General features: G+C 70.9%; 11 protein-coding genes. 8 read left to right on the forward strand and 3 right to left on the reverse strand.

Annotated features, from left to right (window positions below):
• Positions 1-9 precede the first annotated feature (9 nt).
• Positions 10-3,036, forward strand: coding sequence for an excinuclease ABC subunit UvrA (uvrA, locus tag C3492_RS19005; protein WP_103812925.1), 3,027 nt, complete (start codon positions 10-12; stop codon positions 3,034-3,036).
• Between the two features lie 161 nt (positions 3,037-3,197).
• On the opposite strand, the gene C3492_RS19010 is transcribed toward uvrA, so the two are convergent.
• Positions 3,198-4,118 carry a carbohydrate kinase gene (locus C3492_RS19010; protein ID WP_103812926.1) on the reverse strand — a complete coding sequence of 307 codons (921 nt, stop codon included), beginning with the start codon at positions 4,116-4,118 and terminating at the stop codon, positions 3,198-3,200.
• Entirely contained in the window at positions 4,115-5,251 is a 1,137-nt protein-coding gene (locus C3492_RS19015; protein WP_103812927.1) for a LacI family DNA-binding transcriptional regulator, read from the reverse strand. Before C3492_RS19015 ends, C3492_RS19010 begins: the two co-directional genes overlap by 4 nt.
• 272 nt (positions 5,252-5,523) lie before the next feature.
• Between C3492_RS19015 and C3492_RS19020 the strand changes: the two genes are divergently transcribed.
• Positions 5,524-5,952: a Rieske (2Fe-2S) protein gene (locus tag C3492_RS19020; protein WP_103812928.1), complete on the forward strand. Its 429-nt coding sequence runs from the start codon at positions 5,524-5,526 to the stop codon at positions 5,950-5,952.
• 70 nt (positions 5,953-6,022) lie between these two features.
• Here C3492_RS19020 and C3492_RS19025 read toward each other — a convergent pair whose 3' ends face one another.
• The gene (locus C3492_RS19025; protein ID WP_103812929.1) at positions 6,023-6,970 is read right to left on the reverse strand and encodes a hypothetical protein; all 948 of its coding nucleotides are present in this window, start codon (positions 6,968-6,970) and stop codon (positions 6,023-6,025) included.
• Between the two features lie 739 nt (positions 6,971-7,709).
• Between C3492_RS19025 and uvrC the strand changes: the two genes are divergently transcribed.
• The 6 genes from uvrC (at position 7,710) to gap (ending at position 17,489) form a co-directional block, all read left to right on the forward strand.
• Positions 7,710-9,926 (forward strand): excinuclease ABC subunit UvrC, encoded by a 2,217-nt coding sequence (gene uvrC / locus C3492_RS19030; protein ID WP_103812930.1) that lies wholly within the window; start codon positions 7,710-7,712, stop codon positions 9,924-9,926.
• The gene (rapZ, locus tag C3492_RS19035) at positions 9,923-11,032 is read left to right on the forward strand and encodes an RNase adapter RapZ (RefSeq protein WP_103812931.1); all 1,110 of its coding nucleotides are present in this window, start codon (positions 9,923-9,925) and stop codon (positions 11,030-11,032) included. Before uvrC ends, rapZ begins: the two co-directional genes overlap by 4 nt.
• Positions 11,029-12,096, forward strand: a complete 1,068-nt coding sequence (yvcK, locus tag C3492_RS19040) for a uridine diphosphate-N-acetylglucosamine-binding protein YvcK (protein ID WP_103812932.1) — start codon at positions 11,029-11,031, stop codon at positions 12,094-12,096. The genes rapZ and yvcK overlap by 4 nt, the downstream gene beginning before the upstream one ends.
• On the forward strand, positions 12,087-13,076 hold the full coding sequence (gene whiA, locus C3492_RS19045; RefSeq protein ID WP_030583311.1) for a DNA-binding protein WhiA: 990 nt from the start codon (positions 12,087-12,089) through the stop codon (positions 13,074-13,076). Before yvcK ends, whiA begins: the two co-directional genes overlap by 10 nt.
• A gap of 152 nt (positions 13,077-13,228) precedes the next feature.
• Positions 13,229-16,183, forward strand: coding sequence for a M14 family metallopeptidase (locus tag C3492_RS19050; protein ID WP_181140445.1), 2,955 nt, complete (start codon positions 13,229-13,231; stop codon positions 16,181-16,183).
• Positions 16,184-16,481: 298 nt separating this feature from the next.
• Positions 16,482-17,489 carry a type I glyceraldehyde-3-phosphate dehydrogenase gene (gene gap, locus C3492_RS19055; RefSeq protein ID WP_069781521.1) on the forward strand — a complete coding sequence of 336 codons (1,008 nt, stop codon included), beginning with the start codon at positions 16,482-16,484 and terminating at the stop codon, positions 17,487-17,489.
• The last annotated feature ends 54 nt before the right edge of the window (positions 17,490-17,543 follow it).

A 17,543-nucleotide genomic window follows, 5' to 3' on the forward strand; every position in this document is an offset into this window, starting at 1 on the left:
CGGACCGGCGTGGCCGACCGTCTCATCGTCCGTGGCGCGCGCGAGCACAACCTGAAGAATGTCTCGCTCGACCTGCCTCGCGACTCGCTCATCGTCTTCACGGGCCTGTCCGGGTCGGGCAAGTCCTCCCTGGCCTTCGACACGATCTTCGCGGAGGGCCAGCGCCGTTACGTGGAGTCGCTCTCCTCGTACGCACGGCAGTTCCTCGGTCAGATGGACAAGCCCGACGTCGACTTCATCGAGGGCCTCTCCCCAGCGGTCTCCATCGACCAGAAGTCGACCTCGCGCAACCCGCGCTCGACGGTCGGCACGATCACCGAGGTCTACGACTACCTGCGACTGCTCTTCGCGCGCATCGGCAAGCCGCACTGCCCCGAGTGCGGCCGCCCGATCTCGCGCCAGTCGCCACAGGCCATCGTCGACAAGGTCCTGGAGCTGCCCGAGGGGAGCCGCTTCCAGGTGCTGTCCCCGCTGGTGCGCGAGCGCAAGGGCGAGTTCGTCGACCTCTTCGCCGATCTCCAGACCAAGGGTTACTCCCGCGCGCGCGTGGACGGCCAGACAGTCCAGCTGTCCGAGGCGCCGGTCCTGAAGAAGCAGGAGAAGCACACCATCGAGGTGGTCGTGGACCGCCTCACGGTGAAGGACTCGGCCAAGCGCCGCCTCACCGACTCAGTGGAGACCGCCCTCGGCCTGTCCGGCGGCATGGTCGTGCTCGACTTCGTGGACCTCCCCGAGGACGACCCCGAGCGCGAGCGCATGTACTCGGAGCACCTGTACTGCCCGTACGACGACCTGTCCTTCGAGGAGCTGGAGCCCCGCTCCTTCTCCTTCAACTCGCCCTTCGGCGCCTGCCCGGAGTGCACCGGCATCGGCACGCGCATGGAGGTCGACCCGGAGCTGATCGTCCCGGACGAGGACAAGTCCCTGGACGAGGGCGCCATCCACCCGTGGTCGCACGGCCACACCAAGGACTACTTCAGCCGACTGATCGGCGCCCTCGCCGACGCCCTCGGCTTCCGCACGGACATCCCCTTCGCGGGCCTGCCCCAACGGGCCAGGAAGGCCCTGCTCTACGGCCACAAGACCCAGATCGAGGTGCGCTACCGCAACCGGTACGGCCGTGAGCGGGTCTACACCACCCCCTTCGAGGGCGCGGTGCCCTTCGTCAAGCGCCGCCACAGCGAGGCCGAGAGCGACGCCAGCCGCGAGCGCTTCGAGGGCTACATGCGCGAGGTGCCCTGCCCCTCCTGCCAGGGCACGCGTCTGAAGCCGATCGTCCTCGCGGTCACGATCATGGCGAAGTCGATCGCCGAGGTCTCCGCGATGTCGATCAGCGACTGCGCGGACTTCCTGGGCGAGCTGAAGCTGAACGCCCGCGACAAGAAGATCGCCGAGCGGGTCCTGAAGGAGGTCAACGAGCGGCTCCGCTTCCTGGTCGACGTCGGCCTGGACTACCTCTCGCTCAACCGCGCCGCCGGCACCCTCTCGGGCGGCGAGGCCCAGCGCATCCGCCTCGCCACCCAGATCGGCTCCGGCCTCGTCGGTGTGCTGTACGTCCTGGACGAGCCGTCCATCGGCCTGCACCAGCGGGACAACCACCGTCTGATCGAGACCCTGGTCCGCCTGCGCGACATGGGCAACACGCTCATCGTGGTGGAGCACGACGAGGACACCATCAAGGTCGCCGACTGGATCGTGGACATCGGCCCCGGCGCCGGTGAGCACGGCGGCAAGGTCGTGCACAGCGGCTCCCTGAAGGAACTGCTCGCCAACACCGAGTCGCAGACCGGCGCGTACCTCTCGGGCCGCAAGGCGATCCCGCTCCCGGACGTGCGGCGCCCCCGCGACCCGTCCCGGCAGCTCACCGTGCACGGCGCCCGTGAGAACAACCTGCAGGACATCGACGTGTCCTTCCCGCTGGGTGTCTTCACGGCCGTCACCGGCGTCTCCGGGTCCGGCAAGTCGACCCTGGTCAACGACATCCTCTACACGCACCTGGCGCGCGAGCTGAACGGCGCCCGGACCGTCCCCGGACGGCACACGCGCGTGGACGGCGACGACCTGGTCGACAAGGTCGTGCACGTCGACCAGTCACCGATCGGCCGCACCCCGCGGTCCAACCCGGCGACGTACACCGGTGTCTTCGACCACATCCGCAAGCTGTTCGCCGAGACCACCGAGGCCAAGGTCCGTGGCTACCAGCCCGGCCGCTTCTCCTTCAACGTCAAGGGCGGCCGCTGCGAGAACTGCGCGGGCGACGGCACCATCAAGATCGAGATGAACTTCCTCCCGGACGTCTACGTCCCGTGCGAGGTCTGCCACGGAGCCCGGTACAACCGGGAGACCCTGGAGGTCCACTACAAGGGCAAGTCCATCGCCGAGGTGCTGAACATGCCGATCGAGGAGGCCATGCACTTCTTCGAGGCGGTCCCGGCGATCTCCCGCCACCTCAGGACGCTGAACGACGTCGGGCTCGGTTACGTCCGCCTCGGCCAGTCCGCCACCACCCTCTCCGGTGGTGAGGCGCAGCGCGTCAAGCTCGCCAGCGAACTGCAGAAGCGGTCCACCGGACGTACGGTCTACGTCCTGGACGAGCCGACCACGGGTCTGCACTTCGAGGACATCAGCAAGCTGCTGACGGTGCTCGGCGGACTGGTCGACAAGGGCAACACGGTCATCGTCATCGAGCACAACCTCGACGTGATCAAGACCGCCGACTGGGTCGTGGACATGGGTCCGGAAGGTGGCGCCGGCGGTGGCCTGGTGGTCGCCGAGGGCACACCGGAGGAGGTCGCCGGGGTTCCGGCGAGCCACACGGGCAAGTTCCTGCGCGAGATCCTCGGCGCCGACCGCATCAGTGACGCCGAGCCGGTGAAGGCGCAGCGGAGCAGCACGGCTCGGAAGACGGCAGCGGCCAAGTCGTCGACGAGGAAGACGGTGACGGCCAAGGCCAACAACACCGCGACCAAGAAGGCGGCCACGGCCACGAAGAAGGCGACGCCCGCAAAGAAGACGACGCGGGCCCGTAAGGCCTGAGTCGTTCTGACACACCATCAAGAATTCGGCGCCCCGCGGGAACCTCCCGCGGGGCGCCGTTCGTTCCACCATCAGCCAGCCCGGTCCGGCGGTCCGACAGGTCCCCCGCCACACCGCAGGCCCGGCCGTACCTTGTCAACAGCACAGGGAAGACAGACCGCTCACAGCGCGGCCGAACCACCCAGCTCCGCCGCGTACGGCGGCTCGGCCCCCGCCCGCGAGCAGGTGATCGCCGCCGCCCGTGCCGCGAAGCGCAGCAGCCGTGTCCAGCCCTCCGTCCCGAGGGCGGCGAGCGCTTCCGCGGACAGCGCGTCCCGGGCGGCCAGCCCGTGCAGCAAGGCCGCGTTCACCGTGTCACCGGCGCCGATGGTGTCCACGACATCGACCTTCTCGCCCGGCACGGAATGCTCCCCACCGTCCCGGGTGAACACGGTCAGACCGTCGCCGCCCCGCGTGACCACCACGGCCGCCGGTCCCGCGGCCAGCCACTCGCTCGGGGTGCCGCCGAGCCACGCCGCGTCCTCCGCGGACAGCTTCAGCAGCGTCACCGAGGGCAGCCAGCTCTTGAAACGCGCCCGGTAGGCGTCCGCGTCCGGGATGAGTCCCGCCCGGATGTTGGGATCGAGAGCGGTGAACAGCCCCTGCCCGGCTGCGGTCCGCATCAGCTCCTCGTAGGCGCTCGCCCCCGGTTCCAGGACGAGCGAGCAGGTGCCGAAGGACACCGCGCGCGTACCGGCGGGGAGCGTGGCGGGAGTGGTGAACAGACGGTCGGCCGTGCCGTCGACGTAGAAGGAGTAGGCGGCCGAACCGCCGGCGTCGAGCGTGGCCACGGCAAGGGTCGTCGGTTCCGGTCCCCGCTGGACACCGGACACATCGACGCCGGCCCGTCGCAGCCCGTCGAGCAGGGCCTCGCCGAAGGCGTCGTCCGACGTCCGGGAGCAGAAGGCGGTGCGGGAGCCGAGCCTGCCCAGCGCCACGGCGGTGTTGTACGGGCCGCCGCCGAGCGCCGGCTTCAGGTCCGCGAGGGCACCGGGGCCCTGCGGTACCAGGTCGATCAGTGCCTCACCGGCGACGACGATCACGAGGCGGTTCCCCTCTCGGCGAGTGTGGATGATGCGGTGGCCCTGGCCGCTCCGGTGTCGCTGCCCGACTCCTCCGGGCAGCCGCAGGACGTGCGGTGGACGAACGCGCACGGCAGCCGGACCGTCCGGGCGGGCCGGGCCGGCTCGGCCAGACGGTCCAGGAGCACCCGGACGGCTCGGGCGCCCAGTTCCCGGCTGGGCTGGGCGATGGCGGTCAGCCGGGGCGAGAACAGGTCGGCCCAGGCGAAGTCGTCGAAGCAGCACAGGGCGAGGTCGTCCGGCACGGACCGGCCGTGCCGGCGCAGCGCGCGCAGCGCGCCGATGGTCATCGCGTTGTTGGCGGTGACGAGTGCGGTGGGCGGATCGGGCAGGGCGAGCAGGTCGGCCGTGGCCCGCTCGGCCCCGTCGGACTCGGAGTTGCCGGACACGAGGAGACGCTCGTCGTATGCCAGACCGGCCGCGGTGAGGCCGTCCCGGTAGCCGGAGACGCGCTCACTGGTGGTACTGAGCCCGGGCAGGCCCGCGACCAGGGCGATCCGGCGGTGCCCCAGCCCGGCGAGATGGGTCACGAGCAGGGCCGTCGGCGTGGTGCTCTCGGCGCAGACCTGGTCGAACCACGGGGTGCTCGGCGCGGAGGCGGCACCGTCCGCACCGTCGTCGGGGGCGATGTCCCCCGTCGCGCGGGCATCGACCAGCCGGTCCAGGAACACCGTCGGTACGGCATGGCGGCGCAGGTAACCGACGAGGTCGCTCGGCTCGGCGGACGGTGCGACGATCATGCCGTCCACCCGGCGCTCATGGAGGAGCTGCACGACCTTGCGCTCGTGCCCGGGGTCGTCGTGTGGATCCGCGATGAGCAGGCTGTAGCCCGCCTCCAGGGCAGCGGCCTCGACGCCTTGCAGGATCTCCGTGAAGTACGGGTTGCTGATGGCCGACACCGCGAGGCCGATGGACCGGGTGCGTGAGGTCACCAGGGAGCGGGCCAGCGTGTTCGGGGTGTAGCCGAGGGCGTCCACGGCGTCGAGCACGGCCTGGCGGGTGTGCGGGAGCACCGGTCGCGTGCCGTTGAGCACGTGGGAAACGGTCGCCACGGACACCCCGGCGCTGCGGGCGACATCCGCCATGGTGGCCATCGCGCTCCCTTCCCTGGGGCTGCCGTTGGGTCGGCGCCGGCCCTGTCTCCCCGGCTTCCGCCGGACGCTATCCCATGCCCCCGCCTCTCGTAAACGCTTACGTAAGCGTTTACGTCCCCTGGGGTTCTCCTCGCTCACCACCCATCGACCCGCCTCCATGCCCCGCGGGCGGACGTCCGACCCCGCCCCCGCCAGACCGGCCCCCGCTCCGAGACCGCCCCCTCTGCCCGGGTATCGTCGCCCTGCACACCCCTTGACCAGTGGAGTTCCAGATGCCCGCCCGCTCCTCCGCGACCCGCCGTACTGTCCTTCGAGGGGCCGCCGCGGCCCCGGTCGCCGGGCTCGGCCTGGCCGCGTGCTCGGCCCCGGACGGCAGCGGTTCCGCCGCGGTCGCCCCCACCGCACCGGTCGACCTCGGCGCCGAGAGCGAGGTCGCGAAGGGTGGGGCCAAGCTCTACCGGGATCACAACGTGGTGGTCAGCCGTGCAGAGGACGGCACCCTGAAGGCGTACAGCACGATCTGCACGCACGCCGGGTGCCCCATCAACAAGCTGCGGGGGACGACCCTGGTCTGCCCCTGCCACGGCAGCGAGTTCGATGCCGTCACGGGCAAGGTGGTCCAGGCGCCGGCCACCGAGCCCCTGACCGAGCTGCCGGTGAAGGCCGCGAAGGGCAGGATCGTCGCCGGTCCCGCGGACTGACCGAAGAGCCGCGGATCGACGGGGGCGGTGGGCGGAGGCCCGGCTCAGCGTGCGGACGTGGGGCTGAGGCTCACTCCCAGTCCCAGGCGATCCCCAGGATGCCCGGCCGGATCCGGGACTCGACCAGGTGGGCACAGTGGTGTGGACTGGTCACGGGCAGCTCCTGCCGGCCGCTGCGCGGGGCCGCGGCCGAGTGCTGGGTGAAACGGTGGCAGCGCACCGGCAGCGCGGCCGTGTCGAAGCGCACCTGGAGCGCGTACTGGCCGCCGGGGAAGCCGAACCGCTGGAGATGCTCGTGGGACGTCCCGGCCGTGCCGTCCTCGATGCCGTACCGGAAGAGGAAGGTGTCGCCGGTGCGCAGCCGGGTGCCGAAGAGCAGCTCGGCTACGAGGACGCCGGTGTCCTGATCCCAGCGGACGCGACCGGTGCGGCAGTTCTCCAGGGCGTGCACGGTGACACGACGCGGGTCGCAGCCGGGGTCGCCGTGGTGGAGGGCGACGAAGCGGTCCACGCCGTCGCGGTGGGCCCGCACGATGTGGTGGGCCTCACGGCTCACCAGCTCACGCCTGGCGCCGATCCGGACGCATTCGTGGTGCCCCACGGTGTGCAGCCCGCCGTCCAGGGACCAGCCGAGGTCGGCGGTGAGCCGGTCCACGACGCCCGAGGCCTCGATCAGGGAGCGGTAGGAGCGGCCCGCCGGACGGTCGGCCGTCGCCCGCTCTTCGGACTCGGCGAGCAGCCGGATCAGCGACTCGTCCGGTAGCTGGAGGATCTCCTCCAGCGCGCGTACGGCCCGCAGCGACTCCGGGCGCTGCGGGCGGCGAGCACCTTGCTGCCAGTAACTCAGGCTGGTGACGCCGACCTTGACCCCGTGGCGTGACAGATGGTGCTGGACGCGTTGGAGCGGCAGTCCGCGTGCGGCGATCGCGGCGCGCAGCGCCACATGAAAGGGGCCGCCGCGCAGGGCCGTGTCCAGTTCCGCGGTGGGGACGTCCGCGTGCTCTGTGGCATGCCGCATGCCGAGGGGCCTTTCTGTGAGGTGTCGCTACGGCTGGTCAGACCGTCTGTGCGGGTGAGCGGGGCCACCCCCGTGAGCATCGCGGGCGTCCCTGGCTGGGCACGCCGCGCCTGCCGTACGCATGCGTGTACGGCCCCGAGTTCCCCCGCATTGAAGCGTGTTGACCAGAACCCGACAACACCTAGGGCCCGGCCGTTCCCGACGACTGGCCGGACCGTGCCGTTCCACGGCCGGTGGGTGGGGCCGGCGGAGGTTGCCGCCCGCCCCCTCACCCGGGGCCTGGTCGAGGGACCACGCCAGGCGGGGCGTCACCGCCACGGCGGGAAGGCGACTGGCGGACGCCGAGGGGGCGCGGAGAGCGTCAGGAGGAGGGGCGCGGAGGGCGCCAGGAGGAGGGTCGCCGAGAGGTCAGGAGGAGGCGTCCGCGCCGCGGTCCCGTCCGCACGGGGACGTGCCGCGCCGGCCCGTCCCCCGGTGGACCGAGCTCAGGTGCCCCGCCGCGCGGAAGGCCCTGCCTCTCCGAGCTCACGTGCCCCGTCACACGGACAGCCCTGCCTCTCCGCGCCCTCGTGCCCGCCGCGCGGAACGCCCGCTCCTCTGCGCCCGCGCGCGCCCCGTGGGGGACACTCACCTCTCCACGCCGGACGCGTCACCCCCTTCCCTCCCGCTCTTTCCTCTCGGCGCGTACCGGGCCCACAGGCCCGACGCGGTGTCGGTGCTCGCCAGTAGGGTGTGAGACATGGCCGACCCCTCCAGCTACCGCCCCAGGCCGGGAGACATCCCGGACTCTCCGGGGGTGTACAGGTTCCGCGACGAGCACCGCCGGGTGATCTACGTCGGAAAGGCGAAGAGCCTGCGCCAGCGCCTGGCGAACTACTTCCAGGACCTGGCGAACCTGCACCCGCGCACCCGGACGATGGTGACCACAGCAGCGTCCGTGGAGTGGACGGTGGTGTCCACGGAGGTCGAGGCGCTGCAGCTGGAGTACTCCTGGATCAAGGAGTACGACCCCCGGTTCAACGTCAAGTACCGGGACGACAAGAGCTACCCGTACCTCGCGGTCACGATGAACGAGCAGTTCCCGCGGGTGCAGGTGATGCGCGGTCACAAGAAGAAGGGCGTCCGCTACTTCGGGCCGTACGCGCACGCGTGGGCCATCCGGGACACCGTCGATCTGCTGCTGCGGGTCTTCCCGGTGCGCACCTGTTCGGCCGGCGTCTTCAAGAACGCCGCCCGCACCGGCCGGCCCTGCCTGCTCGGCTACATCGGCAAGTGTTCCGCCCCCTGTGTCGGCCGGATCACCCCCGAGGACCACCAGGAGCTGGCCGAGGAGTTCTGCGACTTCATGGCCGGCCGCACCGGCACCTACCTCCGCCGTCTGGAGAAGCAGATGATGGAGGCGGCCGAGGAGATGGAGTACGAGCGGGCGGCCCGCCTGCGGGACGACATCGGGGCCCTGAAGAAGGCCATGGAGAAGAACGCGGTCGTGCTCGCCGACGCGACCGACGCCGACCTCATCGCCGTCGCCGAGGACGAACTGGAGGCGGCCGTGCAGATCTTCCATGTGCGTGGCGGCCGGGTCCGCGGCCAGCGTGGCTGGGTGACCGACAAGGTCGAGGAGGTCACCACCGGCGCCCTGGTCGAGCACGCCCTGCAGCAGCTGTACGGCGAGGAGAGCGGGGACGCCGTCCCCAAGGAGGTGCTGGTCCCGGCCCTGCCCGAGCCGGTCGAGCCGGTGCAGGAGTGGCTGACCGGCCGCCGCGGGTCGAACGTGTCGCTGCGCATCCCGCAGCGCGGCGACAAGAAGGCGCTCATGGAGACCGTGCAGCGCAACGCCCAGCAGGCCCTCGCGCTGCACAAGACCAAGCGCGCCTCCGACCTGACCACGCGCTCGCGTGCGCTGGAGGAGATCGCCGAGGCCCTCGACCTGGACAGCGCCCCGCTGCGGATCGAGTGCTACGACATCTCGCATCTCCAGGGTGACGACGTGGTCGCCTCCATGGTCGTCTTCGAGGACGGCCTGCAGCGCAAGAGCGAGTACCGGCGGTTCCAGATCAAGGGTTTCGCCGGTCAGGACGACGTCCGCTCCATGCACGAGGTGATCACCCGCCGCTTCAGGCGCTACCTCGCCGAGAAGGAGCGGACGGGGGAGTGGGCCGAGGGCTCCGGCACCGACGACTCCCTGACCGGAGGCTCCGGCACCGACCATTCCCTCGCCGGAGGCTCCGGCATCGACGGTTCCCTGGCCGAAGGCACCGGCACCCACGGCTCCCTGTCCGGAGGCACCGCCACCAACGGCTCCCTTCCGGAGGGCGGCTCCGTGGTGACCGACGCCGAGGTGATCACCGGTTCCCTCAAGGACGACGACGGCCGCCCCAGGAAGTTCGCCTACCCGCCCCAGCTCGTCGTGGTCGACGGCGGTCAGCCGCAGGTCGCGGCGGCCCGGCGCGCGCTGGACGAGCTGGGCATCGACGACATCGCCGTCTGCGGCCTCGCCAAGCGCCTGGAGGAGGTCTGGGTGCCCGGCGAGGACGACCCGGTGGTGCTGCCCCGCACCAGCGAGGGTCTCTATCTGCTCCAGCGCGTCCGCGACGAGGCCCACCGGTTCGCGATCACCTATCAGCGCACCAAGCGCGCCAAGCGCTTCCGCGCGGGCCCGCTGGACGACGTCCCCGGTCTCGGCGAGACCCGCAAACAAGCGCTCATCAAGCATTTCGGCTCGGTGAAGAAGCTGCGGTCCGCCACAATCGAGCAGATCCAGGAAGTGCCCGGGATAGGCCGGAAGACGGCCGAGACCATCGCCGTGGCCCTTGCCCAGGCGGCCCCGGCCGCACCCGCCGTGAACACGGCGACCGGAGAGATCATTGAGGACGAGGAACCCGACACGACGGGGGGTTCCTCGGGGGAGCCCGTGACCGCGGGCGTCCCGGACGAACGACGGGGGCAGGAGACATGACCGAGCACGACACACAGCCCACAGCACAGCGAGATCAGGCGCACAGCGGCACGGGCGACGATGTCGTCCTGCACGACACCGGCCGGCCCGCGAGCCGGCCCGAAACCGGCCGGGACACCACCGGGTCCGAAACCGGCCGGGACACCACCGGGCCCGGTGCCGGCCAGGACACCGGGCAGGACACCGGCCAGGACAACGGAGCACAGGTGAGTACGGGCAGCGAGACAGCCGGGGTCCCCGAGGCGGCCATCCCCGAGCTGGTGATCATCTCCGGCATGTCCGGGGCCGGCCGGTCCACGGCCGCGAAGTGTCTTGAGGACCTCGGCTGGTTCGTCGTCGACAACCTCCCGCCCGCCCTCATCCCCACCATGGTGGAGCTGGGAGCCCGCTCCCAGGGCAACGTGGCGCGGATCGCGGTCGTCGTGGACGTGCGCGGTCGGCGCTTCTTCGACAACCTGCGCGAGTCCCTCGCCGATCTGGACACCCGGGGCGTCACCCGGCGGATCGTCTTCCTGGAGTCCTCCGACGAGGCCCTGGTCCGCCGCTTCGAGTCGGTGCGCCGGCCGCACCCGCTCCAGGGCGACGGACGCATCGTGGACGGCATCGCCGCCGAGCGGGAGCTGCTGCGCGAGCTGCGCGGGGACGCCGACCTGGTGATCGACACCTCCAGCCTCAACGTGCACGAGCTGCGCGCCAAGATGGACGCCCAGTTCGCGGGCGAGGAGGAGCCCGAGCTGCGGGCCACCGTGATGTCCTTCGGCTTCAAGTACGGCCTCCCGGTCGACGCCGACCTGGTCGCGGACATGCGGTTCCTGCCCAACCCGCACTGGGTCCCGGAGCTGCGCCCCTACACCGGCCTCAACGAGGAGGTCGCCGCCTATGTCTTCAACCAGCCCGGTGCGAAGGAGTTCCTCGACCGGTACGCCGAACTGCTGCGGCTCATCGCGGCCGGCTACCGGCGCGAGGGCAAGCGGTACGTGACCATCGCCATCGGCTGTACCGGCGGCAAGCACCGCTCGGTCGCGATGTCGGAGAAGCTCGCCGCGCGCCTCGCGGCCGAGGGCGTGGAGACGGTGGTCGTGCACCGGGACATGGGACGGGAATGACGGAACGTACACCGCGGCTGAGCAGGCTGCGCCGGATGGTGCCCGACGCGCGCGCCGGCCGCTCGGCCGAGCCCCGCGGGGCGCGGCCCCGCCGGCGTGGCGCCCAGCCCAAGGTGGTCGCGCTCGGCGGCGGCATGGGCCTGTCCGCATCGCTCGCCGCGCTGCGCCGGATCACCGGTGATCTCACCGCCGTCGTCACCGTGGCCGACGACGGCGGCTCCAGCGGGCGGCTCCGGGACGAGCTGGGCGTGCTGCCGCCCGGCGACCTGCGCAAGGCGCTGGCCGCGCTGTGCGGGGACGACGACTGGGGCCAGACCTGGGCCCGGGTCATCCAGCACCGCTTCCAGTCCCAGGGCGAGCTGCACGAGCACGCGGTCGGCAACCTGCTGATCGTCGCCCTGTGGGAGCAGCTCGGTGATCATGTGCAGGCACTGGACCTGGTCGGCAAGCTGCTCGGCGCGCATGGGCGTGTGCTGCCCATGTCGGCCGTGCCGCTGGAGCTGCAGGCCCTGGTCAAGGGGCACGACCCGGAGCGCCCGGACGACGTGGACACGGTGCGCGGGCAGGCGACCGTGGCCCTGACGCCCGGCGAGGTGCAGTCGGTGCACCTCGTGCCCAACGACCCGCCCGCCGTCCCGGAGGCCGTGGCGGCGGTCCTGGACGCGGACTGGGTGGTGCTCGGCCCCGGTTCCTGGTTCTCCTCGGTGATCCCGCACCTGCTCGTCCCCGAGCTGCTGGACGCCCTCACCGAGACCAAGGCGCGCCGAGTGCTCTCGCTGAACCTGGCGCCGCAGCCGGGAGAAACCGAGGGCTTCTCCCCGCAGCGTCATTTGGAGGTTTTGGGGCGACACGCCCCTAAACTCGCCCTGGACGTGGTGCTGGCCGACGTGGCCGCCGTGCCCGACCGCGACTCGCTCACCGAGGCCGCCAAGCGGCTGGGAGCCGCGGTCGAGCTGGCCCCGGTGGCCCGGACCGACGGATCACCCCGGCACGATCCGGAGCTGTTGGCCGCCGCGTACGACCGTATTTTTCGGATGCATGGAAGGATCGGCCCATGGCGATGACGGCAGCGGTGAAGGACGAGATCTCCCGGCTCCCCGTCACCCGGACCTGCTGCAGGAAGGCGGAGGTCTCCGCCATTCTGCGGTTCGCCGGAGGCCTCCACCTGGTGAGCGGGCGCATCGTGATCGAGGCGGAGCTGGACACCGCGATGGCGGCGCGCCGGCTCAAGCGGGACATCCTGGAGATCTTCGGTCACAGCTCCGAGCTGATCGTGATGGCGCCCGGCGGGCTGCGCCGCGGCTCGCGGTATGTCGTACGGGTCGTCGCGGGCGGTGACCAGCTGGCCCGGCAGACGGGTCTCGTGGACGGCAGAGGCCGCCCGATCCGCGGTCTGCCCCCGCAGGTGGTCTCGGGGGCCACCTGCGACGCGGAGGCGGCTTGGCGCGGGGCCTTCCTGGCGCACGGCTCGCTGACCGAGCCCGGCCGTTCCTCGTCCCTGGAGGTGACCTGCCCGGGCCCGGAGGCGGCGCTCGCGCTGGTCGGTGCCGCGCGCAGACTGTCGATCGCCGCGAAGGCCCGCGAGGTGCGCGGGGTGGACCGGGTGGTCGTCCGGGACGGTGACGCGATCGGTGCGCTGCTCACCCGGCTGGGCGCCCATGAGTCCGTGCTGGCCTGGGAGGAGCGCCGGATGCGCCGCGAGGTGCGGGCCACGGCCAACCGGCTCGCCAACTTCGACGACGCCAACCTGCGCCGTTCGGCCCGTGCCGCCGTGGCCGCCGGGGCCCGGGTGCAGCGCGCACTGGAGATCCTGGGCGACGAGGTGCCCGAGCACCTGGCCGCGGCAGGGCGGCTGCGCATGGAGCACAAGCAGGCCTCCCTGGAGGAACTGGGCGCGCTCGCCGATCCGCCGCTGACGAAGGACGCGGTCGCGGGCCGTATCCGCCGGCTGCTGGCGATGGCCGACAAGCGCGCTGCGGACCTGGGCATCCCGGGCACGGAGGCCAACCTCAGCGAGGAGCTGGCGGACAACCTCGCCGGCTGACCGGATGACACGTCAGTTCGCCGGTGCCGACGGCCGTTCGGGTGGTCGGCACCGGCGTTTGCGTGTCCTTGTGGTGCTCTTGACTCGATCATGAAGTGACATGAGCCTGGCAACCTGTTCGTCGCTGTGGCGGACCACCGCTAGGGGGGTTCATGAGACACAGAGCGAGATCGATCCTCGCTGTCGGCGCGCTTCTGATCGGCGGAGCGAGCCTCGCACCCATCGCCCAGGCACAGAACGGAAGTCCGGCGCCGTCCGGGCCGGAAGAGGTCAAGGTCTACCGCGCCGAGGTCACCAGGCAACAGGTACCCCTGCTGCTCAAGGCCGGCCAGGACGGCCATGAACTCGGTGAGCGCAAGAGCGGGGGCGGCAGGACCGAGGTCGAGGTCTACCTCACCGGCAAGCAGGCCGCGCAACTGCGCGAGCAGGGCGTCGACCTCACCGAGCACGCCCTCTCGGCCAAGGCGGAGGCCAGGGTCGAGGACGCCGCCCAGGGCGTGTTCCGCCCGTACAGCGGCAGCGGCGGGCTCAAGGAGGAGATCCTCCGGACCGCCCGGGCCCACCCCGGCCTCACCAAGGTCGAGTCCATCGGCACGACCCTCGACGGGCAGGACATCCTCGCGCTCAAACTGACCAGGAACGCGAAGAAGTCGAAGGACGGCTCCAGGCCCGCCGTGCTCTACATGTCCAACCAGCACGCACGCGAGTGGATCACGCCGGAGATGACCCGGCGTCTGATGCACTACTACCTGGACCGCTACACGACCGACCGGCGCGTCAGGAAGATCGTCGACTCGACGGAGCTGTGGTTCGTCCTCTCGGCCAACCCGGACGGCTACGACTACACCTTCAAGGACTCCGGCACCCGCCTGTGGCGCAAGAACCTGCGGGACGTCAACGGCGACGGTGTCATCAGCACCGGCGACGGCGTCGACCTCAACCGCAACTTCCCCTACAAGTGGGGTTACGACGACGAGGGTTCGTCCCCCAACCCCACCAGCCAGACCTACCGCGGCGCTAGCCCCGGTTCCGAGCCCGAGACCAAGGCCCTCGACGCCTTCGAGAAGCGCGTCGGCTTCCGGTACGGCGTCAACTACCACTCCGCCGCCGAGCTCCTCCTCTACGGCGTCGGCTGGCAGGTGGCGACCCCGACCCCCGACGACGTCCTGTACAAGGCGCTCGCCGGCACCCCCGGCAACTCCGCCGTCCCGGGCTACCACCCGCAGGTCTCCTCGGAGCTGTACACCACCAACGGCGAGGCGGACGGCCACGCGTCGAACGTCAACGGGATGGCGATGTTCACCCCGGAGATGTCGACCTGCCAGACCGCGTCGGACCTCGACCCGGACGACGCCTGGAAGAGCCAGGACTGCCAGTCCGTCTTCAACTTCCCCGACGACGAGAAGCTGATCCAGCAGGAGTTCGCCAAGAACGTCCCGTTCGCGCTCTCCGTCGCCGAGACCGCCGCGCACCCCGACAAGCCGGTCTCCTCGGTCGGTCTGAGCGCCGCCGACTTCACCCCGGCCGCGTTCTCGACGTCGTACTCCCAGGGCGCGGACCAGGAGGTCTCGGTCGTCGCCCGCAAGGCGGTCCGGGACAAGGAGCTCAAGTACCGCGTCAACGGCGGCCGTACGCGCGACCAGGCACTGAGGCACTGGAAGGGCGGAGAGACGTACGGCGGTGAGGACAACCTCTACTTCGACGAGTACCGCGCGAAGGTGCCAGGCGGCGAGCCGGGCGACGAGGTCGAGGTGTGGTTCACCGGCAGGACCAGCAGCGGGAAGAAGGTCTCCAGCACCCACTTCACCTACACGGTCGCGAAGCGGCCCGCGGCCGACACCCTGGTGGTCGCCGAGGAGGGCACGGCCGCCGCACAGGCGCAGACGTACGTGGACGCGCTGAAGGGCGCCGGACACCGGGCGCTCGTGTGGGACGTGGCCACGCAGGGCGCCCCGGACGCGCTCGGCGTGCTGAAGCACTTCCGGACGGTCGTGCACTACTCCGGCGCCACCGGCCCCGCCAACGCCACCCAGCTCCAGCTGCGCGCCTACCTCAACGAGGGCGGCAGGCTGATCGAGGCCGGCGAGCTGGCCGGCGGCAGCGTCGACCTCGGCGACGGCACCCTGTCCGACGACTTCAGCCAGTACTACCTGGGCGCGTACAGCCGTACGTCGACCAAGGGGGCCACCGGTTTCACCGGCTCCGGCGCGCTCGCCGGCTTCACCGGCGCCCTCGGCGACGCGCCCGGCAACCCGCTCGACAAGGCCGGCACCTACGGCGTCACCTCCGACGAACTGCCGGTCACCACCTACCCGCAGTTCAGGAGCGCGGGCGCGGGCACCTTCGCCGGCACCGTCAACCCGTACGGACCGTACACGGGTGCCTCGATGGCCGCCGCCGTGCACACCGACGACGCCTACAAGCGCCTCACCCGCACCATCGACCTCACCGGGGTCGCCGCCGCCGACAAGCCGGCCTTGAGCACCCGGCTGCTGTGGGACACCGAGCCCGGCTACGACCACGCGGTGGTCGAGGCGCACACCGTCGGCGCGGACGACTGGACGACCCTGCCGGAGTCCGGAGGGGCCACGAGGACGGCCGTGCCGGAGGAGTGCGGGGGCGGCTTCCTGATCGGTGAGCACCCGTGGCTGAAGCACTACCTGACGCTCACCGGCAACACCTGCACCGCGACCGGCACCACCGGTGCGTGGCACAGCCTCACCGGCAGCTCCGGCGGCTGGCAGCAGCTGGGCTTCGACCTGAGCGCGTACGCCGGGAAGTCCGTCGAGGTCTCCATCAGCTACATCACCGACCCCGGCAGCGGCGGGCACGGTGTCCTCGCCGACGACGCCTCGCTGGTCGTCGGCGGCGCGGCGAGGGAGACCGAGGGCTTCGAGTCGTCCCTCGGCGCCTGGAAGGCGGCCGGGCCGCCCGCCGGCAGCCCGGCGGTGCTGAAGGACTGGACGCGCACCGGGACGCTGTTCCAGACGTACGGAGCGGTCACCACGGACGACACCGTGCTGCTCGGTTTCGGCCTGGAGCAGGTGCCGTCGGCGGCCGACAGGACGGCTCTGCTGCGGAAGGCGTTCGACTCGCTCGACAGGTGAGCGGGACCCCCTCTCAAGGGTGCGCGGAGGGGGTGCGCATCAAGTGAGCCGACCCGCTCACGAACGAGTGAAAACGGCGTCAGAAGCGCACCGCGTTCCGTCATAAATACGGGTGAATCCGCTGACGATCCGAGGCGGTCCGTACCCCTACTGACTGGTACGGACCGCCTGCCCGTGTATGGGCCATCTCGATGTCACCCCGGGGCCCGCAGAGAGGTAGGGTCGGTGGTGGTCGGGGACATCCCAAACAGAGCTCGCCGGCACCGCATGGCCGGCGTACCAACGAGGAGATCGGTTCGTGACGATCCGCGTAGGCATCAACGGCTTCGGCCGCATCGGGCGTAATTACTTCCGCGCGCTGCTGGAGCAGGGAGCGGACATCGAGGTTGTGGCTGTCAACGACCTGGGTGACACCGCGACCACCGCTCACCTGCTCAAGTACGACACGATCCTGGGCCGCCTCAAGCAGGAGGTCTCCCACACCGCCGACACCATCACCGTCGACGGCCACACCATCAAGGTGCTGTCCGAGCGCAACCCGGCCGACATCCCGTGGGGCGAGCTGGGCGTCGACATCGTCATCGAGTCGACCGGCATCTTCACCAAGAAGGAAGACGCCGCGAAGCACATCGCCGGTGGCGCGAAGAAGGTCCTCATCTCGGCTCCGGCCAAGGACGAGGACATCACCATCGTGATGGGCGTCAACCAGGACAAGTACGACCCGGCGAACCACCACGTCATCTCCAACGCCTCCTGCACCACCAACTGTGTGGCGCCGATGGCGAAGGTCCTCGACGAGAACTTCGGCATCGTCAAGGGTCTGATGACCACGGTGCACGCGTACACGAACGACCAGCGCATCCTGGACTTCCCGCACAAGGACCTGCGCCGCGCCCGTGCCGCCGCCGAGAACATCATCCCGACCACCACCGGTGCCGCCAAGGCCACCGCCCTGGTCCTGCCGCAGCTCAAGGGCAAGCTGGACGGCATCGCCATGCGCGTCCCGGTCCCGACGGGCTCCGTCACCGACCTGGTCGTGGAGCTGGGCCGCGAGGTCACCAAGGAAGAGGTCAACGCCGCCTTCCAGAAGGCCGCCGAGGGTGAGCTGAAGGGCCTCCTCGACTACACCGAGGACCCGATCGTCTCGTCCGACATCGTCAACGCCCCGGCCTCCTGCACCTTCGACTCCTCCCTGACCATGGTCCAGGAGGGCAAGAACGTGAAGGTCATCGGCTGGTACGACAATGAGTGGGGCTACTCCAACCGCCTCGTCGACCTCACGGTCTTCGTCGGCAACCAGCTCTGATCGCCGAAGCAGGACCCCGAAGTGGGAGCAGGGCCCGTGCAGCGCACCGCCGCG

This window comes from Streptomyces sp. Ru62, from assembly GCF_002920615.1.
Taxonomy (GTDB): domain Bacteria; phylum Actinomycetota; class Actinomycetes; order Streptomycetales; family Streptomycetaceae; genus Streptomyces.

Bases quoted from the DNA above. Each gene is read 5' to 3' on its own strand.
- C3492_RS19015 (WP_103812927.1), bottom strand. From the start codon at position 5,251: ATGGCCACCATGGCGGATGTCGCCCGCAGCGCCGGGGTGTCCGTGGCG.
- C3492_RS19020 (WP_103812928.1), top strand. From the start codon at position 5,524: ATGCCCGCCCGCTCCTCCGCGACCCGCCGTACTGTCCTTCGAGGGGCC.
- C3492_RS19025 (WP_103812929.1), bottom strand. From the start codon at position 6,970: ATGCGGCATGCCACAGAGCACGCGGACGTCCCCACCGCGGAACTGGAC.
- uvrC (WP_103812930.1), top strand. From the start codon at position 7,710: ATGGCCGACCCCTCCAGCTACCGCCCCAGGCCGGGAGACATCCCGGAC.
- rapZ (WP_103812931.1), top strand. From the start codon at position 9,923: ATGACCGAGCACGACACACAGCCCACAGCACAGCGAGATCAGGCGCAC.
- yvcK (WP_103812932.1), top strand. From the start codon at position 11,029: ATGACGGAACGTACACCGCGGCTGAGCAGGCTGCGCCGGATGGTGCCC.
- whiA (WP_030583311.1), top strand. From the start codon at position 12,087: ATGGCGATGACGGCAGCGGTGAAGGACGAGATCTCCCGGCTCCCCGTC.
- C3492_RS19050 (WP_181140445.1), top strand. From the start codon at position 13,229: ATGAGACACAGAGCGAGATCGATCCTCGCTGTCGGCGCGCTTCTGATC.